This is a genomic window from Nocardia sp. XZ_19_231 (assembly GCF_015355705.1).
GTDB lineage: Bacteria > Actinomycetota > Actinomycetes > Mycobacteriales > Mycobacteriaceae > Nocardia > Nocardia salmonicida.
The window spans coordinates 108,709-130,586 of sequence record NZ_JACUZI010000004.1; the positions used below are offsets into that span (position 1 = coordinate 108,709).

The 21,878-nt window shown below is 66.0% G+C and carries 22 protein-coding genes; 9 read left to right on the forward strand and 13 right to left on the reverse strand.

The window, feature by feature from the left end; all coding sequences use genetic code 11:
- Nucleotides 1-33 precede the first annotated feature (33 nt).
- From IBJ82_RS19070 to fadD1, 3 genes are read right to left on the reverse strand one after another with little or no spacing between them, the layout of a single operon-like run.
- Nucleotides 34-1,119 (reverse strand): phosphotransferase, encoded by a 1,086-nt coding sequence (locus tag IBJ82_RS19070; RefSeq protein ID WP_194827310.1) that lies wholly within the window; start codon nt 1,117-1,119, stop codon nt 34-36.
- The gene (locus tag IBJ82_RS19075; RefSeq protein ID WP_194827311.1) at nt 1,116-2,240 is read right to left on the reverse strand and encodes a TIGR03857 family LLM class F420-dependent oxidoreductase; all 1,125 of its coding nucleotides are present in this window, start codon (nt 2,238-2,240) and stop codon (nt 1,116-1,118) included. The genes IBJ82_RS19070 and IBJ82_RS19075 overlap by 4 nt, the downstream gene beginning before the upstream one ends.
- Nucleotides 2,227-3,831 (reverse strand): fatty-acid--CoA ligase FadD1, encoded by a 1,605-nt coding sequence (fadD1, locus tag IBJ82_RS19080; protein ID WP_194827312.1) that lies wholly within the window; start codon nt 3,829-3,831, stop codon nt 2,227-2,229. Before fadD1 ends, IBJ82_RS19075 begins: the two co-directional genes overlap by 14 nt.
- Nucleotides 3,832-4,069: 238 nt before the next feature.
- On the opposite strand from fadD1, the gene IBJ82_RS19085 reads away from it, so the two are divergent.
- The 3 genes from IBJ82_RS19085 (at nt 4,070) to IBJ82_RS19095 (ending at nt 8,325) form a co-directional block, all read left to right on the forward strand.
- Entirely contained in the window at nt 4,070-5,608 is a 1,539-nt protein-coding gene (locus tag IBJ82_RS19085; protein ID WP_194827313.1) for an aldehyde dehydrogenase family protein, read from the forward strand.
- 88 nt (nt 5,609-5,696) lie between these two features.
- Complete coding sequence (locus IBJ82_RS19090; protein ID WP_194827314.1) at nt 5,697-6,602, forward strand: SDR family NAD(P)-dependent oxidoreductase; 906 nt, start codon at nt 5,697-5,699, stop codon at nt 6,600-6,602.
- Nucleotides 6,603-6,657: 55 nt separating this feature from the next.
- A complete protein-coding gene (locus IBJ82_RS19095; RefSeq protein ID WP_194827315.1) occupies nt 6,658-8,325 on the forward strand; it encodes an FAD-dependent oxidoreductase in 1,668 nt (555 codons plus the stop codon).
- 55 nt (nt 8,326-8,380) lie between these two features.
- On the opposite strand, the gene IBJ82_RS19100 is transcribed toward IBJ82_RS19095, so the two are convergent.
- The 6 genes from IBJ82_RS19100 to IBJ82_RS34715 form a co-directional block, all read right to left on the reverse strand.
- A complete protein-coding gene (locus tag IBJ82_RS19100) occupies nt 8,381-9,235 on the reverse strand; it encodes an LLM class F420-dependent oxidoreductase (RefSeq protein ID WP_194827316.1) in 855 nt (284 codons plus the stop codon).
- 20 nt (nt 9,236-9,255) lie between these two features.
- Nucleotides 9,256-10,341: an S-(hydroxymethyl)mycothiol dehydrogenase gene (locus IBJ82_RS19105; RefSeq protein WP_194827317.1), complete on the reverse strand. Its 1,086-nt coding sequence runs from the start codon at nt 10,339-10,341 to the stop codon at nt 9,256-9,258.
- 4 nt (nt 10,342-10,345) lie between these two features.
- Nucleotides 10,346-10,897 carry a nuclear transport factor 2 family protein gene (locus IBJ82_RS19110; protein WP_194827318.1) on the reverse strand — a complete coding sequence of 184 codons (552 nt, stop codon included), beginning with the start codon at nt 10,895-10,897 and terminating at the stop codon, nt 10,346-10,348.
- 171 nt (nt 10,898-11,068) lie between these two features.
- On the reverse strand, nt 11,069-11,266 hold the full coding sequence (locus IBJ82_RS19115; RefSeq protein WP_194827319.1) for a hypothetical protein: 198 nt from the start codon (nt 11,264-11,266) through the stop codon (nt 11,069-11,071).
- Nucleotides 11,267-11,554: 288 nt separating this feature from the next.
- Nucleotides 11,555-11,767, reverse strand: coding sequence for an SDR family oxidoreductase (locus IBJ82_RS34710; RefSeq protein ID WP_370585413.1), 213 nt, complete (start codon nt 11,765-11,767; stop codon nt 11,555-11,557).
- A 117-nt stretch (nt 11,768-11,884) separates the two neighbouring features.
- Nucleotides 11,885-12,997, reverse strand: coding sequence for a GGDEF domain-containing protein (locus IBJ82_RS34715; protein WP_228537408.1), 1,113 nt, complete (start codon nt 12,995-12,997; stop codon nt 11,885-11,887).
- Nucleotides 12,998-13,172: 175 nt separating this feature from the next.
- On the opposite strand from IBJ82_RS34715, the gene IBJ82_RS19125 reads away from it, so the two are divergent.
- The 4 genes from IBJ82_RS19125 (at nt 13,173) to IBJ82_RS19140 (ending at nt 16,343) form a co-directional block, all read left to right on the forward strand.
- Nucleotides 13,173-13,781 carry a TetR/AcrR family transcriptional regulator gene (locus IBJ82_RS19125; protein ID WP_194827320.1) on the forward strand — a complete coding sequence of 203 codons (609 nt, stop codon included), beginning with the start codon at nt 13,173-13,175 and terminating at the stop codon, nt 13,779-13,781.
- Nucleotides 13,782-13,828: 47 nt separating this feature from the next.
- Complete coding sequence (locus tag IBJ82_RS19130; protein ID WP_194827321.1) at nt 13,829-14,992, forward strand: oxygenase MpaB family protein; 1,164 nt, start codon at nt 13,829-13,831, stop codon at nt 14,990-14,992.
- Nucleotides 14,993-15,039: 47 nt separating this feature from the next.
- Entirely contained in the window at nt 15,040-15,876 is an 837-nt protein-coding gene (locus tag IBJ82_RS19135) for an LLM class F420-dependent oxidoreductase (protein ID WP_194827322.1), read from the forward strand.
- A 257-nt stretch (nt 15,877-16,133) separates the two neighbouring features.
- Nucleotides 16,134-16,343 (forward strand): hypothetical protein, encoded by a 210-nt coding sequence (locus IBJ82_RS19140; protein ID WP_194827323.1) that lies wholly within the window; start codon nt 16,134-16,136, stop codon nt 16,341-16,343.
- A 57-nt stretch (nt 16,344-16,400) separates the two neighbouring features.
- Here the strand turns inward: IBJ82_RS19140 and IBJ82_RS19145 are convergent, their stop codons facing one another.
- Complete coding sequence (locus IBJ82_RS19145; RefSeq protein WP_370585414.1) at nt 16,401-17,144, reverse strand: SDR family oxidoreductase; 744 nt, start codon at nt 17,142-17,144, stop codon at nt 16,401-16,403.
- Nucleotides 17,145-17,255: 111 nt separating this feature from the next.
- Here IBJ82_RS19145 and IBJ82_RS19150 point away from each other — a divergent pair, with 111 nt between their 5' ends.
- Together IBJ82_RS19150 and IBJ82_RS19155 are read left to right on the forward strand one after the other, a co-directional pair.
- Entirely contained in the window at nt 17,256-17,849 is a 594-nt protein-coding gene (locus IBJ82_RS19150; protein WP_194827325.1) for a TetR/AcrR family transcriptional regulator, read from the forward strand.
- A gap of 41 nt (nt 17,850-17,890) precedes the next feature.
- Entirely contained in the window at nt 17,891-18,544 is a 654-nt protein-coding gene (locus IBJ82_RS19155; RefSeq protein ID WP_194827326.1) for an NAD(P)-binding domain-containing protein, read from the forward strand.
- Between the two features lie 33 nt (nt 18,545-18,577).
- On the opposite strand, the gene IBJ82_RS19160 is transcribed toward IBJ82_RS19155, so the two are convergent.
- The 3 genes from IBJ82_RS19160 to IBJ82_RS19170 form a co-directional block, all read right to left on the reverse strand.
- A complete protein-coding gene (locus IBJ82_RS19160; protein WP_056820811.1) occupies nt 18,578-19,336 on the reverse strand; it encodes a MerR family transcriptional regulator in 759 nt (252 codons plus the stop codon).
- A gap of 104 nt (nt 19,337-19,440) precedes the next feature.
- Nucleotides 19,441-20,961 (reverse strand): NAD(P)/FAD-dependent oxidoreductase, encoded by a 1,521-nt coding sequence (locus IBJ82_RS19165; protein WP_194827327.1) that lies wholly within the window; start codon nt 20,959-20,961, stop codon nt 19,441-19,443.
- A complete protein-coding gene (locus IBJ82_RS19170; RefSeq protein WP_194827328.1) occupies nt 20,958-21,878 on the reverse strand; it encodes a ferritin-like domain-containing protein in 921 nt (306 codons plus the stop codon). The genes IBJ82_RS19165 and IBJ82_RS19170 overlap by 4 nt, the downstream gene beginning before the upstream one ends.

Below are 21,878 nucleotides of genomic sequence, written 5' to 3' on the forward strand. Positions count from 1 at the left end.
CCTTCTCCGCCGCGATCGCACCGAGTATCGGAATCAGCGCAGTGCGCCCGGTACGAGGTCGTCGATCGCGGCGGCGCTGCGCGTGAGCATCGTGTGGAACATCTGGTCGCCGCGTGGAGTGGGAGCAGCCGCGCCGCAACCGAATACGACGATCAGCGGTGCGTGGATCAGCGACGACACGTAGTCGGCCCAACACTGCTCGGCGCTGTAGCCGGTGACGCCGTGCCGGGTGAGTTCCCGGTGGTAGTCGGCGACGATGGCGCGCTCGTGCAGGCGGCGGTCCTCGATCGTGAGGCTCGTCGACAGCAGGAAGGCGATGTCGCGCAGCGGTTGTCCAGGGGTGATCGTCTGCCAGTCCAGCACCGTCACCGTGCCGTCCGGCGCGAACATCACATTGTCGACGCGTAGATCCCCGTGCAGCAGCGCGAAATGCCGCAGCGGGGCGATCAGCCATTCACCGGCGGACGCGACGAGCCACGCGACGGCGGCCCGTTCGAGGTCGGTGAGCCGATCATCGAAACGCTCGACGAAGGCGTCGGCCATCGGCCCGAGCACCGAGTCCATCAGGTCCCGATCCTCGGCAGTGGGCAGAGACAGGCCCGGTACCTGGAACAACGCGTCGTCACACCAGCGCGGGCCGTGCAGCCCCGCTGCGGCGACGGCGACCGCGCGCGCTTGTTCCACGGTGCAGCCCGCGATCTGGTCACCCTGCACCGCCGGCGCGAGATCATCGAGTAGCAGCACGAATTCGCTGCCGAATTCCGAGACGACCGCGGCGTGACAGCCCGGCACCGGGGTCCGCAGCGTCGATGCCAGGTCGCGGTAGAAGCGCACCTCGTTGCGGAAGGCGCCCGCTCCGAACCGGCGATGCTCTTCGGAACCGATGGCGAGTTTGGCGATCATGCTGACCGGCAAGTTGGTGCTGTCGCGATAGCGCAGCCGCAGCCGGTACGAGCCGGCCATCTGACCCGAACCCACCGGCGTCACGCTCACGCTGTCGACATCCACGGCGTGTCCGTGCGCCCGCAGTGTCGCGGTGAGCCAGGCGGGGGTGAGCGAATCCGGATCGGTCGGGATGTCCTCCGAAACCGTTCCGGGAGGCGTGTATTCGGCGGTCATGCGACAACTCCTGACGAGACCGGTAGCGCGACCGAGCCCGGGTTGGCCGGCAGTGCGCGCCGGGTCGAGCGGATCGCTCGGTAGGCCTCGACGACCGGGACCAATTCGGTGGGGGTGGCGCCGTGCATGATCACCGAGTCGACGCCGAGTTCGAATTGGCGGTCGACCGCCGCGGCGCAGGCGTGCGGGGAACCGGTCGCGCAGTCGCTCACCCATTCCCGCGGAATCACCGCGGCGAGTTCGGCGAGTTCGGCGGCATCGGCAGTCGCGTCGATCGCGCCACGCGCCGAAGTGAAGGCAGTGCTCGCCCGCACCCGCTCCAGATCGTCGCCGCGCCAGCCGTTGGCTCGCATCAGAATCTCGGGATAGCCCTGCAGGTAGGTGGCCAGGCGGCCGTAGAGGCGTCGCAGTTGATCCTGCTCGTCGAGGTCGTCGCCGACAGTGGCCACGACCGACCAGATCCGCACCGAGGCAGGATCGCGCCCCGCGCGTTCCGCGGCCTCGCGCACCGTCGACACCGCGGTTGCGGTGGCTTCGGCGCTGAGGAAGGTGTGCAGGACGACCGCGTCCGCGATGCGGCCTGCCAGTTGCAGGGTTCGTGGGCTCATGGTGACCAGCAGCACCGGCGGTGGCGAATCGAGTGCCACGCCGAGATGCAGAACCGGATAGGAACCGATCGCGCCGTCGTGGCCGATGACCGTCTCCCCGCGCCACAACCTGCGCAGGATGTCGGTGATCTCGGCCAGTTGCGCACCGGTCACGTTCGGTATCCCGAGAACCTGCCACAGTGGCGCGATTCCGCGTCCGAGACCGAGCGCGAAACGTCCGCCACTGAGTTCGGCGAGGGTCGCGCCCATGTTCGCGGTGACGATCGGATGACGCGTGTTGTGGTTGGTCGCGGCGGTGGCGATACCCAGCCTGGTCGACACGGCGGCGAGTGCGCCCGACAGGACCGCGGCGTCTTTGATGTTGAACCGCTCGGAGACGAAGGCGGTGCCCAGCCCGATCCGGTCGGCCAGTATCGCTTCGGCCGCGAGCTCCGCGGGGGTGACGGGATGGCGCGAGAGCGCGTAATAGCCGAGTTCGGTCAGCTGAGGCGGGAGTTGTTCATCTGCTGACATCGGCGGGCACCTCCGGTGCGGCGATTTCGTAAGTGGTCGAGCGTGATTCGCGTCGCCAGAGGGTGCCCTCGCCCGCCGTGGCGCCCTGCTCGACGAGTGTGCGTTTGAGGATCTTGTTGGTGGCTGTCGTCGGTAGATCGGCGGCCAGGCGCACGAAGCGCGGCCAGGCCTTGGGGGAGAGGTCGAGTTGCTCGCCGAGGAACACGGTGAGCTCGCCCGGATCGAGAGAGGCGTTGTCGCGCAAGACGATCGCGGCCATGACGGCATCGCCGACCCGGTCGTCGGGGACGGCGTAGACGGCGACCCGGCTGACCGCGTCGAGCCGTTGCAGGATCCGTTCGATCGGACCCGCGGCGAGGTTCTCACCGTCGACGCGCATCCAGTCGGCGGTACGACCGGCGAGATAGAGGAAGCCGTCCGCGTCCTTGTAGGCCAGATCGCCCGACCAGTAGAGACCGCCGCGGGTCCGCTCGGCGGTGGCTTCCTCGTCGCCGTAGTAGCCCATGAACAGGCCGGTCCCGTCGGCGTTGACGAGTTCGCCGACGGCCTCGTCCGGATTGGCCAGGGCGCCGTGTTCGTCGAAGACGGCGCACGGGCATTCGGTGACGGTGGCCGAGTTGTACACGGCCACACCGGGATAACCCTTGCCGATGGAACCTGGCGGGGTGCCTGGTTCCCTGGTGATGATGATCGCCAGTTCGGTCGAGCCGAATCCGTCCCACACGGTGCACCCGAAGCGCCGGGTGAACTCGTCGATATCGCGGTCGGTCGCCTCGTTGCCGAAGGCGACGCGCAGCGGATTGTCGGCGTCGTCGGGCTGCTGTTCGGTGGCGAGAATGTAGGACAGCGGTTTGCCGACATAGTTCATGTACGTCGCGCCGCTTCGCCGGATATCGGCGAGGAATGTCGAGGCCGAGAATTTGGCGGGCGCCATGGCTGCCCCGCTGGCGAGGGCCACGCAGTAGCCGCCGAGTATCGCGGCCGAATGAAACAGCGGCATCGACAGGTAGCAGATGTCGTCGGCGCCGAGGCCGAACCGGTCGACCAGCGGCGGTCCCGCGAACGGCACCATCATGTGCGCGAGCCGCACGGGCTTCGGGTTCCCGCTCGTGCCCGAGGTGAAGATGAGCATGAAGGTATCCATCGCGCCCGGCACGCTGTGGGGCGTCAATTCTGGTGCACTGTGCAGCAATTCGGTCCAGCGTGGTAGCGAAACGTCGAAGACGGTGACGCCGTCGAGGTCGAGTCCGTCGAGCAGTGCTCGGTGCTCGGCGTCGGTGAGCAGGATCTGGACATCGCCGCGCCGGATGTCGTCGGCGAGGGCCGCGCCGCGCCGGGTGTTGTTGATGCCGACCGTGACGTATCCGCCGAGCGCACCAGCGGCGAGGCTGGTGAGCATCTCGGCAGTGTTGCCCAGCAGTGTTCCCACATGCATCGGACGGGCGGGATCGGCGACGGACAGTATCGTCGCGGCCTGGCGTCGCGCCTCGGCGATGTGCTCGCGCCACGTCCAGGTCCGACCGGGACAGGTGATCGCGAGGGAATCGTCTTCGGCTCGCGCGAGCAGCAATTCGGTGACCGTGGCAGCCATGGCCCAAATTTAGAACACGTTTTAAGCGGCTGTATACAGATTTCAGAAATTGTCTACTCGACGGATCGGCCGTGCGCGGGAGGGATGGCCATTGCTATTCGAGCGCGCCTCATGCTAGCGTCCAGACAAGTGTCCAGGTGAGTGTCCAACGACAGTCCTTCTCGCCTGTCGTGTCGAAGATTCGGTCGGGTCGGGTGCTCGGCATCGACACCTCGAAGACCTAGTTGAGGAGATCGACATGGCGATTGTGCAAGCGCTGCCGCCGGCGGCGGATGGTCGACGTCGTCTCGGGTTGAGCAGTCCGGTGCACGGGGGAGCGGTCGGCAACATTGTGGTGAGCACGGCCGAAGAGGTCGGGCAAGCGGTCGCCCGTGCCCGGGTCGCCCAAGTGGCGTGGGCGGCACGTCCGGTGCGCGAACGCGCTGCCATCATCCGTGCGGCCGTCGAGGTCTTGATCGCCCGGCAGGACGAAGTCGTCGACACTCTTCGGGCCGAATCCGGCAAGCCGCGCGTCGAAGCCTTGGCGATCGAAATCTTGGCCTCGTGCGACTTTCTGAACTATTGGAGCCGCCGAGCCAAGCGGGATCTCGCCGATCATCGTGAACGCTTGCACGGCTATATCCGTCCGTTCAAGAAGCTCACCGTGCACTACCGCCCGTTGGGCGTGATCGGCGTGATCACGCCGTGGAACGCGCCCTTCGTGCTGTCGATGAATCCGGTGGCGCAGGCGCTGTTGGCAGGCAACGCCGTACTGCTCAAGCCCTCGGAAGTCACGCCGCATTCGGGCGGTTGGGTGGTGAAGATCCTGCACGAAGCCGGTGTTCCGGCGGATGTGTTGCAGCTGATTCACGGCGACGGCGAGACGGGCGCCGCCCTCGTCGACGCCGGGGTGGACAAGATCTCGTTCACGGGCAGTGTCGCCACCGGCCGGAAGGTCGCCGAAGCCTGTGCGCGGCAGCTGATTCCGTGCACCTTGGAACTGGGCGGCAAGGACGCCATGATCGTCTGCGACGACGCCGACATCGAACGGGCCGCGGAGGGTGCGGTGTACCTGTCGATGTTCAACAGCGGCCAGGTATGTCTGAGCGTGGAGCGCATCTATGTCGTGGAAAGCGTTGCCGACGAGTTCATCCGGCTGGTCAAGCAGAAGGCGAAGTCGCTGACCTATGGTGCCGGTGACAGCACCGATATGGGTCCGATGTGCTGGGATCGCCAGGTGGCGATCGTCACCCGCCACCTCGAAGACGCGAAACGTCGCGGCGCCGTGCTGCTGGTCGGAGGGGAAGCCGATACCGCCGATGGCTTGTTCTTCGAGCCGACGGTCGCGGTCGACGTCACCCATGACATGGAACTGATGCGGGAGGAGACTTTCGGCCCCGTCGCGGCGATCATGCGGGTCGCGGACGAGGAAGAAGCGATCCGCATGGCCAACGACTGTCAGTACGGACTCAGCGGCAGCGTCTTCACAAAGGACACGGCGAAAGCGCTGCATATCGCCAAGCGTCTGGATACCGGATCGGTTGTCCACAATGACGCCGCCGTGATCTACGGAGTGCCGGAGGCGCCGTTCGGCGGCCGCAAACACAGCGGCCTCGGGCAGACGAACGGCCGCCACGGCCTGCGCGGATTCACCCACGCTCAGCCGATTCTGCTCGACCGGTGGCAGTTGAAGCGGGAACGGATCTGGTACCCGTACACCGAGGAGTCGGTCGCGATGATCGCAGGCACTCTGAAGTACGGGTTCGGCAGCGCGATCGCGCGACGCCTGATGTCCTGACGGCAATTCGGGGTTTCGGCAGGAATTCTTCTGGACCACACCGCGATTCGAGGCGGTGTGGATGTGGTCGACGTGAGCGGAGAACGGAATGAACGGCGAGCGATCGTTGAGTGGGCGCGGGGCGGTCGTGGTCGGCGGAAGTCGGGGGATCGGCTTCGCTGTCGCCGCACTGCTGGCGAAAAACGGTGCGGGAGTGGTGGTCAACGGGCGTGACGAGGCGGCCGTCGACAGGGCGGCCAAGGCGATCACGCTCTCCGGAAATTCGGCTGTGGGAGTGGCGGGATCCGCGGCCGACATCGCCGTCGCGACCCGGGCGATCGACGTCTGTGTCGAAAAGTTCGGCGCCATAGACATTCTCGTCAACTGTGCGGGAATCGCCGAACCGCCCGCCTCGTCGATTCTGGATGCGAAGCCATGGGATTGGCGGGCCCTGCTGGATTCGCATCTCACCACGGTCTTCAACACCTGTCGCGCCGCCGCGCCCCGGATGGTCGAGCAGGGGCGAGGTTCGATTATCAATACCAGCTCTTTCGCCTACCTCGGAGACTACGGCGGGACGGGATACCCAGCGGGCAAAGGAGCGGTGACCAGTCTGACGCTGGCGATCGCGGCGGAGCTGAAAGAGCACGGAGTTCGGGCGAACGTCGTGTGCCCCGGCGCGAAGACGCGCCTTTCCTCCGGATTTGCCTACGAGGCCAAGATTCTCGAACTCTATCGGCGGCAGATGCTCGACGAGATAACGATGCGCGGTTCGCTCGACGCGCCCCCCGCGGACTACGTGGCGCCGCTCTATCAATTCCTGGCCAGCGATATCGCGGCCGACATCACCGGTGAAATCTACATCGCGGCAGGCGGATTCGTCGGCCGCTTCGAACGCCCTACTCCCACCCTCGTGGGCTACCGGGACCATCGGGATGCGCCGCCGTGGACCATGGCGGAGTTGCGTCAGATGATCCCTGAACGCGGGGCGGATCGCTCGCAAGCCGCGGGCTGAGCAATTGCCGATACGCACGACCCTGTCCGATCTACCGTCCATGGAAGGTGTGCTCATGGCCTTTGTCATCACCCAGCGATGCTGCAACGACGCGAGTTGCGTCGCGGAGTGTCCGGTCGACTGCATCCGGCCGCGACCCGGAGATCCCGATTTCGCGAACGCCGAGATGCTGCATATCGATCCCGATACCTGCATCGACTGCGGCGCCTGCATGGATGCCTGCCCCGTGGACTCGATCTACGACGCCGACGACCTGCCGGTGAACCTGCTGCGTTACGCCGAGATCAATGCCGCCTATTTCCAGCACCGCCCGCTCGACACCGATATCACCGTCGGCGCCGCGCCCGCCCGACTGTCGCGTGCGGCGGGCCGGTTGCGCGTGGCGATCGTGGGCACCGGGCCCGCGGCCTGCTACGCCGCCGAGCATCTGCTCAGCCGGGGTGATGTGGAGGTCGAGATGTTCGATCGCCTGCCGACGCCGTGGGGGCTGGCTCGGTACGGAGTCGCTCCCGACCATCCCGAGACCCGCGGCGTCACCACCATGTTCGCGTCGGCGTTCAAACGCGACTCGGTCCGATTCCACCTCAATGTCGAAGTCGGGCGCGACATTTCACATGCCGAACTGCTGGAGCACTGCCACGCGGTGATCTACGCGGTCGGCGCCTCCGCTGACGGGCGACTGCACATACCCGGCGAGGATCTGCCGGGCAGTCACTCGGCCACCGAATTCGTGGCCTGGTACAACGGGCACCCCGACTACGCCGACCACCGCTTCGACCTGTCCGGTGAGCGGGCGGTCATCGTCGGCAACGGCAATGTGGCGCTGGACATCGCGCGGGTCCTGACCACTGATCCCGATCAGCTCGCGGGCACCGATATCGCCGATCACGCCGTGGAAGCGTTGCGTCACAGCAACATCCGCCAAGTCCTGCTACTGGGCAGACGTGGCCTTCGCCAGGCCGCCTACACCGGCCCGGAATTCCTCGCGCTCGGGCACTCGTCCGGTACCGACGTCGTCATCGATCCCGCCGATATCGATGACGACGTGGTCGCCGCACTGTCGGATCCGGCCACCGATCCGACGACCCGCCTCAAGCTGACCCTGGCACGCGAATACAGCACGCGGGGTACCACCGGCGCACCTCGGCTCGTCGACTTCCGGTTCCGTGTCACCCCTGTCGCGCTGACCGGTGCAGGCCGGGTCGAATCACTTCAGCTGGCACACAACGAGATTCACAACGGACCCCAGGGGCCGGTGGCCGTGGCGACCGAGCGCGTGGAAACCATCGATACCTCCCTGGTGCTGCGTGCCGTCGGCTACCGCGGCAGGCAGGTACCCGGTGTGCCGTTCGACTCGGGCAAGGGCATCATCCCCAACGACGGCGGGCGGGTGCTCGACAGCGCGGGCGCGGTACTGCCCGGTGCCTATGCCGCAGGGTGGATCAAGCGTGGGGCGCGAGGCGTGATCGGCACCAACCGCGGCGACGCGGAGCAGACAGTCGCCGGGATCGTCGAGGACTTCACCGCCGGGCGCTTGGCCGCACCAGCGGGCGACCGGGAAGACCTGCTGGCGCTGCTGTCGCGTCGTTGCCCGAATCTCGTCGACCGGGACGGATGGGCGCTGATCGACGCCGCGGAACGCGCCAACGGTGCAGCGGCGGGCCGTCCTCGCATCAAGTTCACCCGGGTCGAGGACATGGTCGAAACCGCCCGCGCACGATAACGAGATGCGGGCCGGCTGCAGTAGCCCGGCCCGCATCTCGGAATATGTTCTCGGGTCAGAGCCCGGTCAGATCGGCGAGTTTCGCCGAGAGCCGGTCGAGATAGTGCAGCACCTCGGTCTCGGTGCGGTCGGGAAGGCCGTACAGCACGTCGGTGACCCCGGCGCCGGCCCACAGCGCCAACTTGGCCGGGTCGGGTTTGAAGTCCAGTGCGACCACGCGTGGTCGGTCACTGCGCCCGGCATCGGCCCAGATCTTGTGCAGCAGCGCCAATCGTGCGGTGATGTCGGTTTCGGTCGGTGTGGTGATCCAGCCGTCCGCGTTGCGGGCGATCCACTCGAAGGTGCGCTCGGTGCCTGCCGCACCGATGAGGACCGGGACATGGCGCTGGACAGGTTTGGGCCACGCCCAACTCGGTCCGAACGACACGTAGTCACCCTGATAGGCGGCTTCCTCCTCGGTCCACAGCGCTCGCATCGCTTCGATGTACTCGCGCAGTACCTTGCGCCGTTTGTTCGGCGGCACGCCGTGATCGGCGAGTTCATCGGTGTTCCAACCGAATCCGGCTCCGAGCGTCACCCGCCCGTCGGAGAGATGATCCAGGGTCGCGACCGTTTTGGCCAAGGTGATCGGGTCGTGCTCGACGGGCAGCGCCACGGCGGTGGACAGCTCGATCCGCTCGGTGACCGCCGCCGCCATGGCCAACGACACCCAGGGATCGAGGGTTCGGGCGTAGCGGTCATCGGGCAGCGACGCGTCGCCGGTCGACGGGTGGGCCGCCTCCCGCTTGATGGGAATGTGGGTGTGCTCGGGCACGAAGAACGAAGCGAAGCCGCGCTCCTCCGCCGCCCGGGCGGCCACCGCGGGCCGAATGCCGCGGTCGCTGGTGAACAGGACGATTCCGAATTTCATCAGTGTCAACTCTTTCCGGTTCACCACGTCACCACGGAGCGCAGTACGCGGCCGGATTTCATGGTCTCGAAGGCCTTTTCGACGTCGGCGAGGCCGATGCGTTCGGTGACGAACAGGTCGAGGGGCAGGCGCTGTTGGCGATACAGTTCGATCAGCGTAGGGAAATCCCGCTCCGGGAGGCAGTCGCCGTACCAGGAGGATTTCAGCGCGCCGCCGTGGGAGAAGAAGTCCAGCAGCGGCATCTCCAGCCGCATCTGGGGCGTGGGTACGCCGACCAGGACGACTGTTCCGGCCAGATCGCGGGCGTAGAACGCCTGCTTCCACGTCTCGGGGCGGCCCACCGCGTCGATCACGACGTCGGCACCGAAACCGTTGGTGAGCTCACGAATTCGCTCGACGGGGTCCTCGGTTCCGGCATCGACGGTGTGGGTCGCACCCAGCGCGGTCGCGCCGGTAAGTTTGGCCGGATCACGGTCCACGGCGACGATGGTGCTCGCTCCCGCCAAGCGCGCCCCGGCGATCGCGGCCGCTCCGACACCGCCACAGCCGATGACGGCGACCGAGTCGCCACGGCTGACGTTTCCGGTGTTGAGAGCGGCCCCCAACCCGGCCATGACGCCGCAGCCGAGCAGGCCGGCCACGGCGGGGTCGGTGGTGGAATCGATGACGGTGCACTGCTTTTCGTGCACCAGGGTCTTGTCCGCGAAGGCCCCGATCCCGAGCGCGGGGGTGAGCGGTGACCCGTCGGCGAGTGTCATCTTCTGCTCGGCGTTGAAGGTGTCGAAGCAGTACCAGGGGCGGCCGCGACGGCACGCGCGGCAACTCCCGCAGACCGCACGCCAGTTCAGAACGACGAAATCGCCTACGGCGACATGGGTTACGGCGGAGCCGATCCGATCGATGACCCCGGCTGCTTCGTGGCCGAGCAGGAACGGGAACTCGTCGTTGATCCCGCCTTCACGGTAGGTGAGGTCGGTGTGGCAGACCCCGCAGGCCAGCACCTTGACGACGACATCCTGGGCTCCGGGTTCGGGGATGATGATGTCGACCATCTCCACCTCGGCACCGGCTCGGCGCGCAATAACGCCCCGCACTGTTTCAGTCATCGCGTCACCACAGGGGGACCGGAGAGGTGCCGAGGCGGTACCAGCCCGGCAGCTTGCCTTTGGAGTTCACGACGCGCTCGATGCGCTTGGTCACTCCGGCGGGCAGGTCGTCGTTGGTGATCATCTCGGTGAACAGCACGGTGAGGTTGCCGTAGTCGAAGAAGTCGCGCTGCCACTTCCATTGGAAGTCGCCGCCGTACTTGAACCAGCTGCCCTGAATGCCGTCGAGGGCGTAGTTCGTGCCGTCGGCGCGTTTGACCTCGCAGACCTGCTTCCACAGACCGAGCATGTCGCCGGTCTTCTCGTCGGTGACCCAGGCCTGATAGGGGTAGGTCCAGCCATCGAGGCCGTCCATTTCCAGGCCGATCGCGTAATCGCGGATCTCGGTGCGCCCGATCGCCATGAAGTCGTGCTTGGGCCCGTAGTTCCAGCCGTAGGTGGCGTCCTCGGTATAGAACTCCGCCAGTGGCCGCCAGTCACCTGCCTGCTCGCACTCGATGTTCGCCTGCAACCACCGTTGGATCATTTCGTCGAGTTCGGCACGGGGAAAGGACATGAACATTGCTCCGATCTGTACAGCGGGCTCCGCGCCGCGTGGCACCGAGCCTGAGAGATAGCACGTACGGTACACACGGCGTGAACAAGTGTATAGACACATGTCCAATTTTGTATCCATATTTTTGAGGCTGCTGCAGTACATGGTTAGAAGAGGGTGTCGAGTTCGGCCCTAGGCCGTGAGGAAGACGGCCCAGAGCAAGGCCGTGATCGCGATCAGGACCGGTGTGGTGATCCGCGCGACCCGCGCCCGCTGATTGCGAGCGAAAACGAAGGGGACAGCCACCGCGGTGACGAGTGCGGCGGGCACCGACAGCACAGTTCCCGCGACGAGTCCGTATCCGTGGGGATCGAAGCCAGGGTCGGACACGAGGCGAAATGCGAGCACAACGTAGACGCATCGCAACCAGACCAACCCGGCGGCAGCACCCACAGCACCGGCCGCCAGCGGAACTACCCAGCGGAGAGCGGACGGCGGGGAGGAAGCGGGTGGGTTCATCGGAGTCGCTGGGCGATCACTTCGGCGATACCGCTCGCCGGACCGCGCCCCGGCCACGGAGATTCTTGTGCATGGATGCCCTCCCGGTGACAATCACAGCACAGTGCCCGAGTCGATGGAAATAGTGTGGCCGAGATCGGCGTCAGCGAGCAGCCTCGTTCAGAACGGCGGCCCAGGTAGCGGCAATATGCCGAGGTTGGCGTCGGGGCCGCCGTCGACGACGAGGGTGGTGCCGGTGATATATCCGGCGGCGGGAGAGGCGAGAAACCAGATCGCCTCCGCCTGTTCTCGGGGCTGCGCGAATCGTCCGAGCGGAATTCGGCGCTCGATCGCGGCGAGCAGCGCCGGGTCCTGCTGGACCCCCGCGGTGATACCGGTGCGGGTGAGCCCGGGGCGATGGCATTGATCCGAACCCCTTGGGCCGCATAGTCGATCGCGACGCGCGGATCAGATTGATCAACGCGCCTCCGTTTCGCATACCGGCCGGCGCTACTTTTCGTCTCCGGGATCGGTCGGGTGATGATGATCCAGCGGCGGGGTGAGTTCGTCGACCACGACCAGATTCCCGCCGGACTGTTTGGCCCTGTACATCGCCGCGTCGGCGGATTGCAGCAGCCGGTCCGCAGTCGGGTGGGGACATCGCGGACAGGCTGTCGCGTCGAACACTGCCACCCCGACGCTCGCGGTAACCCCCACCGCGGCCTCCGCGGGTTCGGCGACGACACGGCACAACCGTTCGGCTTCGCTGCGCGCGGCAGCCGCGGCGGTGGGCACAGCGACCACGAACTCCTCGCCCCCCGTACGGGCCACCACCGCCGTCTCCCCGGCCGCATCGCGCAACCGCCGCGCCGTCCGGACCAGGACGATGTCGCCGATGCGGTGGCCCCAGGTGTCGTTGACACTCTTGAATTGGTCGAGATCGAAGCAGATGACACAGATCGAGAGGTTGCGGTCCATCAGCTGCGGGAGCTGGTTCTCGAGGCCTCGCCGGTTCAGCAGTTCGGTCAGCGGGTCCGACAACGATTCCGTGCGCAACAGCCAATAGAGGAATTGGAACGCGGGTACCGCGATGAACACCGACGAGAGCAGCAGCGCGACCGCGACTGCCAGGTGGACGCCCCCGCCGCCGGTGGCGATCCGCACCGACAACACCAGCACCGACAGCAGCGACCAGGCCGAATGCACGGCCAGCTCCCGGGTGTTGTGAAAAAAGCTCAGGTAACTGCCTGTGCCGAGGAGCAGCACCGTGCCCATCGCCCCGAACAGCCGATCCTGCAGCTGCAGAAACTCCATCGTGAACAGCACATCGGCACAGGCGATCAGCACCAACGACTCGGTCCTGCTCGGCCAGGGCAACAGCCACCAGCGCAGCGCCCACAGGGTCCCGGACAGCACCCCGATCGTCGAAGCGATGCCGGGATGGCCGGGCGGCCCCACCGGTGTTCCCGCGATCACCGCGCCCATCACCGCGATCGTCGCTCCCGCGAGGCCGATCAGTACCTTCAGCGGTAGCAGCGCCGATCGAGCCGCGAGGGTGCGCACCAGCCATCGGTAGTCGGCCTGGTCCACCCACCAGTCCCGCAGCGTCTTGCTGTCATTCATCGACTCACCCTTGGTCCCGACCGCATCGCCCGCCTCGTTTCCTTGTCGAGAGCGAGAACTCCAGGAGATCCCACCAGCTGATCGGCAGTAGTCTAGGTCGGACCTGCGCATACCCGACGCCTGCGTACGTGTCACAGCAGGCGCGGACATGCCGAGGCGCGCTACGTTGCAGCTCGTGACGGAAATTTCAGGAAGCGCCTCCCGCGATGAACGCCGACCGGACGTGGAACGGCGGCTGATCGCGGCCGTCTCGGATCTCTGCGCTGACGGTGCGCGCTTCGCCGATCTGAGCATTTCGCGGATTGTCGGGGCGGCGGCGATCGGACGCGCGACGTTCTATCTGTACTTTCCGGATCGCTCGGCGTTCTCGCTGCGCCTTGTCGATCATGTTCGCGCGGAGTTGGCCGGGAGTGTCGCAGCGGTGTGGCGAGCCGCCGGGGATCGCGGCGCGTTGGAGGCTGCCCTCGCCGATTTCGTCGAGATATACGCGCGCGAGTACCCGTTGATCACCGCGGTCTTCGACGCGGCCGTCACCGATGAACAGGTGGCCGGGCGTATGGATGACAACGTGCGATTGTTCATCGAGGAATCCGCTCGAACTATCGAGCTCGCTCAACAGCGGGAAACCGTTCGCGGCGATCTGCCTGCCGTCGAGACTGCCTCGGCACTGGTCTGGATGGTGGAACGCACCTGCTCCCGAATGATCGGTGGCAGCGATGAGCAGGCACGTGCGCGCCTGACCCGAGCGCTGACGACCATTATCTGGCACAGCCTCCATTCGTGAGAATTGGGGTTGGACAGTGTGTCTAACCCCTGTTAACGTCGTAGTGCATGACGACCACGCGCTTTCTGAACCGAGACCTCGCGCACCACCGTTTCGACCCTCGTCTCGTGCGGCGGTTGGAACAGGGTCTCGAAGAGGCGGACTCGCTCGCCGACGCGGTGGTCGCGTCCTTCGGCTCGAGTCCGCAACACTCGTTTCGCGCCGTCAACGCGTGGCTCGATGGCGAATCCGGTTTTCCGGACAGTCTCGCGACCATGTTGGAGCCGATCGCCGAGCTCCCGGATTGGCTCGATGGGGACGCGCTCGAGCGGGGTTCGACGGCGTTGTGGCGCAATGGGATCCTGTGGATCGGGCTGAGTTTCAACTGCGCGGCGCTGGCGGCCGGATATCAATCGGGGGCAGGGGTGAAGCCCCTCACCTTCACCGGCGAATTGAACTATCGGTCTCGCCGCCGAATGCAGGAGACCGGCCGGTGGTTTCTCGCAGCGACGTCACCGGGGGCATTGCAACGAAACGGCCCAGGCTTTCGGGAGACCGTGCGTGTCCGATTCATGCATGCCGGCGTGCGCAAGCGCATTCTCCAGTCCGGCGGATGGAATCAGGAGGCGTGGGGGGTGCCGATCAACCTCACCGATACCGCCTATGGCGTGTCGGGGGAATTCTCGACGATTCCGCTGGCCGCCATGCGCGATGCGGGAGTGCACTTCACCGAGCGCGACCTCGATGACATCCAACATATGTGGCGCTATATCGGCTATCTGCTCGGCGTACCCGACGATATGTTGCCCTACAACGCGGCACGGGCCAGGGAAATCATCGCGATCAAAGACCTCACGGACACACCCGCCGACGCGGATTCGCGACAGCTGGTGAAGGCATTGATCGAAAACGGTTTCGACCCGGCTACCGTGCTGCCGAAGTCGATGATCAAGATCGGCACCGGCCCTCTCGTCGCGACGCTGTACGCACTGACCCGCCGATGGGCCGGCGAGGAAGTGGCCGACAGTCTCGGCCTGCCGAACACGAGTCTGAAGTACCTACCGACGCTCCTGCGGCCCGCGGTGCGGGCAGGCGAGGTCGCGCGGCGATGGGGCCTGCGTGACGAACAGCGACTGGCCCGCCGGACGCGGGAGAGCTTTCGAGAGCTGCTCGACGACGCCCGAGCTCCGTCGACCGTCGCCGCCGAAGCCGTTGTGCAAGCCGCCCTGTGAAGCGTCGGTCTCGGAATAGTCGCGAGGGGGCCCGTGTTGCCTTCGGCATGACCGGTGATGATCTCGGAAAATTCGGTGTGTGGCGCTATTACAAGGGGTTCACCCCAGCGGCGGCCCGCGAGATCGAAGAATTGGGGTACGGCGCGTTGTGGCTCGGCGGTTCGCCGCCCGCGGATTTGCCGGTGACCGAATCGCTGCTCGAGGCGACAGAGTCGCTGACTGTCGGCACCAGCATCGTGAACATCTGGACGGCGCCTGCGGACATCGTCGCCGAGTCCTTTCACCGGATCGACCAGCGATTTCCCGGCCGTTTCCTGCTCGGCATCGGGGTCGGTCATCGGGAGGCCAACGGCACGGAGGCGATCAAGCCGTATGACGCGCTCGTGGCCTACCTGGACGAACTCGACGCGGCGGGCGTACCGAAGGAGCGCAGGGCATTGGCGGCGCTCGGCCCCCGCGTCCTGAAACTCGCCCGAGACCGGACCGCGGGCGCACTGCCCTACCTCGCCCCGCCGACGCACACCACGATCGCCCGCGAAACCCTCGGCGAAAGCGCGCTACTCGTCGTGGAGCAGAAGGTCGTCCTGGATGAGGATGTGGAGCGGGCGCGTGAGATTGCCAGGGGCACGCTGTCGATGTACCTGGGCTTGGTGAATTATCTGGGCAATCTGCGCCGCTTGGGATTCTCCGAGGAGGACATCACCAAGCCCGGCAGCGACAGGCTCGTCGATGTTCTCGCCATCCACGGCACACCCGCCGAGGTCGGAGCCGGATTGGTGGCGCACCTGGACGCGGGTGCCGATCATGTCGCGATCCAGGCGTTGAACGAGGACTATCTCGCGGCACTACGCGCGCTGGCCACGGTGCTGCCCTTCCAGCGGTGAAGTAGCAGGACGGTCAGCCACGCCGCCGGTCTCGGGGTCCCTCCGACCACGCTGGTGCACCACCCCACATCACGCGGAAGGCGTCACTGCGGGTGGACAGTTCGCCGATCAGGTTCGACAGCTCCCGGTCATAGGGGTTCTTCCCCGCTCGATGCGCAGCGCGCCCACCGCGAAGCGGGCCAGGTAACGGGGTCGGACGACTCGGACGGGTCGAACGTGGGTGTCGCGGGCAGAGGCCAGCGCGCGCGGCGGCGCCGATGTTGGTGGCGATGATCGGCCATGTGGGGTCGGTGCTGATGCGGGGTCGATGCGGTCGGCGGTGGCGGCCCATCGGTGAGCAGTACCCGCTGACCATGATCGAGATCCACCAGGTCGACAACGGCACCGTGCGCAAGATCGACGTCTACACCAAGAACCCCCACGAGCTCGCCGCGTTCTACGCACGCGCCGAGGCGGGCACCCACTAGCGCGTCAGCGGGTGACGAGCACGGTGTGGGCCCCGCCGTCAGCGGTCGAGCCGGATATCAGCCGCCGAATCCGCCGTCGATGTTCAAGCTGGCGCCGGTGATGTAGGCAGCCTCGGGCCCGGCGAGGAAGGAAACGAAAGCGCCGACCTCCGCCGTGGTTCCGAATCGGTCGACCGCCATCACGCTGAGCATGGCCGACGCGGCTGGTCCATCGGCCGGGTTGGCTTCGGTGTCGACCGGGCCGGGCTGGACGTTGTTGATCGTGATTCCGCGCGGGGCGAGCTCGCGGGCGAGTCCACGGGTCAGGCTGGCCAGTGCGCCTTTGGTCATGGCATAGATCGACCCGCCGGGGAAGGGCATGCGGTCGGCATTGATGCTGCCGATGTTGATGATCCGCCCGCCCTCGCCCAAGTGCGCCAGCGATTCTCGGATGGCGACGACCGCCGAGCGCACATTGACCGTCAGCATCGCGTCGATCTGCGACATCGTCAGCTCGGTGATCTCGGTGAAACTGCCGACACCGGCGTTGTTGACCAGGATGTCGAGGCCGCCGAACCGGTCGGCGGTGTGCGCCACCGCAGACACCACATCCTCTTCGGCCAGGCTGTCCGCGTGGATCGCGTGGGCGACTCCTCCGGTCGCGGCCACGGTGTCGGCCACGTCTTGCGCGCGTTCCTTGGAGTTCGCGTAGGTGAATGCCACCCGTGCCCCGTCGGCGGCCAATCGGGCGACGATGCCCGCGCCGACGCCCCTGGATCCGCCTGTCACCAGCGCGGTCTTGCCTTCGAGCGGTCCTGTCACCATGTGCGTCATCCTTGGTTTCGAGTTATGGAGTGATTGATCAAAAATTGCAGACGGTGACGCGTCTTGTCAATTATTGAACGTTCCCTCCATAACTGGTACGGTCGAAAGATGGCCAGGCCGAGGAAGTTCGATGAGCAGGCTGTGCTCACTGCCGCGAGGTCGACGTTCTGGCGCGATGGCTACGCGGCCACATCGGTCCAGGACCTCACCGACGCGACCGGGGTCGGCACGCAGAGCCTGTACGGGGCGTTCGGCAACAAGCACGACTTGTTCGTCCGGATCCTGGAGGATTACTGCGCTCGCCAGTCCGCCGGGCTCGAAGCTGCCATGTCGGCCGACCCGAGCCCATGGCACGGACTCGCCTCGGCGGTCACCTTCGAGGACGGCGGCCGTCTGGATCTACCGCCGCAAGGCTGCCTGATGGCCAACAGCGCCGCGGCTCTGAGCTCCCAGGACGAGCAGGTCAAGGCCATGGCCTGCCAGGCATACGCCGGGACGCTCGAACTGTTCGTTCGACAGATCGATCTGGCCAAAGAGGCGGGCGAGATCGATGCGGGCATCGATGCCGAGCAGACTGCTCGCGCACTGATCGCTGTCATGCAGGGAATCGAATTTCTGCACAAGTCAGGCATCGGTGAGGACGAGCTACGTCGGGCGAAGAGCGCGGCGCTGCAGATGATCGAGAGCGCCCTCGCGCGCTGACGACTCACCCATCCGCCGACACCATTTTTAGGGAAGACACCGTGACAACAATCGCCATCATCGGCGCAGGCGAGGTCGGTAGTCAGATCGCCCGTGCGGCCATCGCGAACGGCTACGACGTCGTCATCGCCAACTCGCGCGGACCCGAGACCCTCCGTGACTTGATCGCTGAACTCGGCCCCTCGGCGCGCGCCGCGTCAGCGGTCGAGGCTGCGGCGGCCGGGGAATTCGCCGTGGTGGCCGTCCCGCTCGCGCTGATCAACAACATGCCCGTCGATCAGCTCGCGGGAAAGGTCGTCCTCGACACGAACAACTACATGGCGTGGCGCGACGGCCGATTCCCGGTCGTCGAATCAGGCGAGAAGACAGTGCACGAGCTGCGCCAGGAACACCTACCCACGTCCAAGGTGGTCAAGACTTTCACCCATATCCAGGCTCCTCGCATCACCACATCGGGTCGACCCGCGGGGACTCCGGGGCGGCTGGCGTTGTCGGCGTCGAGCGACTTTCCCGAGGCGATAGAACTCGTGACACGTCTGTACGACCAGTTCGGCTTCGACACCGTCGACAACAGCCCGCTCAGCGAATCCTGGCGCAGTGGTCCCGGCCAGCCCGCATGGGTCGCGCACGAGTCCCAGACTCGTGCGGAGTTGATCGCCAACCTCGCCGCCGCGCGACGAGATGTCGTGGTCTGAAGGCTGACTGACATCTGCGGGTGTACGGAGGAACTACTCCGGGTCCGCAGCAGAGCGGCTCTCGGCGGTGGTGGCGAGGTACTCGCCCAGTTCCTGGGTCAACGTGCGGTCGAGCGCTTGGACGAGGCTGTGCTGCACGGCGGCAACGGCAACGTCACGCAGGTGATTGATCATGGTGGTGGTTTCGGCGATCTCGGCGTCGGTAGTCGGTAGCCAGCCGGGGCCGTGTAGTTCGACGAGATGGTCGCGGGTGACGGTGAACATCTGGTGGGCGATGTCGTCGAGACGATGCTGGACCACTGCCTGCAGGTCGGCGAGGCGGCGTAGGTCGAACTTGTACTCGCGCAAGTCGACGAAGGTCTCGAGCAGGAGCGGATCGGTGAATTCCACCATGTCGCCGCGGACTCGGAGCACCCCGAGCTCGCTGAGGCGAGTCAGCATCGTCGGGTCGTTCGCCTCGGCGCCGAGGAAGGTCGCGACGAGTTCGAGGGGGACCTCGAGTGAGGCGTCGACCGGGTCGGGGGTCGCCGTACGCGGCAAACCGAGGACATCGACGAGATCCTTGCCGGTTTCCCAGCTGGTGATGAAGTCGGCGATATGCGCGGTGGTGAAGCCGCGTTGCAGCAGCGCGTCAATGAGTTTCAGGCGCTCGAGGTGGGTGTCGTCGTAGATCAGGGCGCGCCCGGCGCGGGCGGTCGGCACCGGGAGCAGTCCGCGCTCTTGATACGAGCGCACGTTGCGGGCGGTGGTTCCTGCGGCGCGGGCGAGATCATCGATGCGGTACTCCGACACCCGTCTCGTCTCCTGTTCGTCTCGCGGCCACCGAGCAGGCACCGGCTGTGTCCATGTCCCCGGATTGCGTCCTCGGGGACATGGACACAGGGATCGTTGTCACCCTAGCCGAGCGGAACCACGGCATGGTCGCTGGTTCCGATCACCGATTCCGCGTCGGCGGGGGTGAATAGGAAGTCGTCGGGGTCGACGACAGCCAGTTGCCGAACGTACTGAGTGCCGAAGCCGGGGAACATCGTTGCGTTGAAGCCGTCCTCGGTGAGGTACCAACTGCGGCAGCCGGAATTCCACGTCGTCGCCGTCAGACGCTTCTGTAGCTGTTCGTTGTACCGGTCCTGTTTGTCGCGGCGAACTTCGAGGGTGCGCAGATTCTGCGTCAGGATCATGCCGATGGCGTCGGTCAGATAGTCGATCTGCGCTTCCATGTACACCAGCGCCGAATTGTGGCCGGGTCCCGAATTCGGTCCGAACGTGAGGAACAGGTTCGGGTATCCGGCCACGGCGACACTCTTGAACGCGTAGGCACCCTTGCTCCATTCGTCCGCGAGGACCCGCCCGTCGCGGCCGGTCACCGGGATCGGGCTGCCGGTCTTGGAAACCTCGAATCCGGTGGCGAAGACGATAGCGTCGAAGCGGTGCTCGATACCCTCGGCGGTTCGGATGCCGTATTCGCTGATGCGGGCGATCGGCCAGGTGACCAGGGTGCAGTTGTCCTTCTGCAGTGCCGGGTAGTAGTCGCTGGTCATCAGCAGCCGCTTGCAGCCGGCACGGAACCCAGGGGTGAGCTGGCGGCGCAGCCACGGGTCGCGCACCTGGGAACGCAGGTGCAGCTTGGCCACCGATTCCACGACCCGGGTCAGCGGCGTGTTCCAGACGACCCCGAGCGCCACCGACTCATGGCCCCAGAACCAGCCTCGGCGGGCGAGGGACTGGGTGACCGGCAGCCGACGATACATCTGCTTGGTTCGCCGACTGGTCGGTCGGTTGACCCGGGGTAGCACCCAACCCGGAGTCCGCTGGAATACCTTGACCGCCGCGGCGCGGCGTACGAGTTCGGGAACGATCTGCACGGCACTCGCGCCGGTGCCGACCACAGCGACCCGTTTACCGGTGAAGTCGTAGTCGTGATCCCAGCGCGCACTGTGGATCTTGTGCCCCTGGTAGTCCTCGATCCCGGGAATACTGGGAAAACTGGCATTGGACAATGGTCCAGAGGCGATGACGATCGTGCGCGCCTGAACTGCGCGCTTACGCCCTGCCATGGCGATGGTCCACAGGCCGCTCACCTCGTCGAAGGTGGTTCCGGTGACGTTGTGCCCGAACCTGATCCGGGGCCGCAGGTCGAATTCCTCGACCATCGACTCGATGTAGTCGAGTATCTCGGAACTGCCGGAGTAGGTGTGCGACCAGTCGGGATTGGGCGCGAAGCTGTAGGAATACAACCGCGAAGGAATATCACACGCGGCGCCGGGATAGGTGTTGTCGCGCCAGGTTCCGCCAACCTCCGACCCGCGTTCGAAAATCGCGAAGTCGGTGATCCCTTTCTGGCGCAACCGAATCGCGGTACCGATGCCCGCGAAACCCGCACCGATGATCGCCACATCCAGCGGCTCGACGGCGCTCACGCGACCGGCTCGTAGGTCAGTTCCTTGGACCAGGTCGGCTGCGGTCCGAGGAAGCGGTCGGGAACACGGGCGGTCAGTTTCACCAGTGCGTCGGCGAGCAGGTGGTAGGGGTGATCGCGGTTGATCACCCAATTGGCGTGCATCTTGACGATGCGGTACATGGGTACGCGGTTGGCGATCGGATTGCGTTCACCGACGGCCCTGAAGCGCCGCATAGCCGCGTACAGACGCTCCTCGTCCACGCCCATGTCGACGACATTGTCGCGCATCTTGTTCAACAGCGGCACATAGCTCAGAACGCCGATGAGTAGCGAGGGCTTGGCCCAGCCGCCGACCAGATCGATGAGCAGTTTGCGGGCGGGGGAGTGGCCGAGCAGTTCCATGACCGCGTAGTCGGTGGCCAGGTGCCGGGATTCGTCGGCATTGATCTTCTTGAACGCGTCCTGCGCGACCGGGTCGGTGACCTCGTCGGTGATGAATTTGATCAGCGCGCCGTCCAGCGCGACCTCGAGCATCGGAATGACCGTGCCGAGGAAGGAAAGCGACATGCCGTCGGCGTGCTTGTCGAGGAAGTCGATCACCAGTTTGACGTTGATATTCGGTTCCGGGATCTCGTCACCGTCGAGCATCCCCCAGCGGCGCATCAGCGCCAGCTCGGCGTTGGCGTGGCGCTGTTCTTCGGCGTGGAAGTAGCGGTAGATCTCACGCAGCGTCTCGGTGGGCGCCTTCTGCGCCATGGCGGCGAATCCGCGGGCGCCGACGTTTTCGATCCACATCAGATCGGCCATGAACGGCTTCAGTTTGGCGTGCAATACGGGGTCGACGAGTTCGGCGCCCGGTGCGTCCCAGTCGATATCGGCCAGTGCCCACTGTCGGGCCTTGATCTTGGCCAGCATGTCGTCGAAGTCGAAGGACAT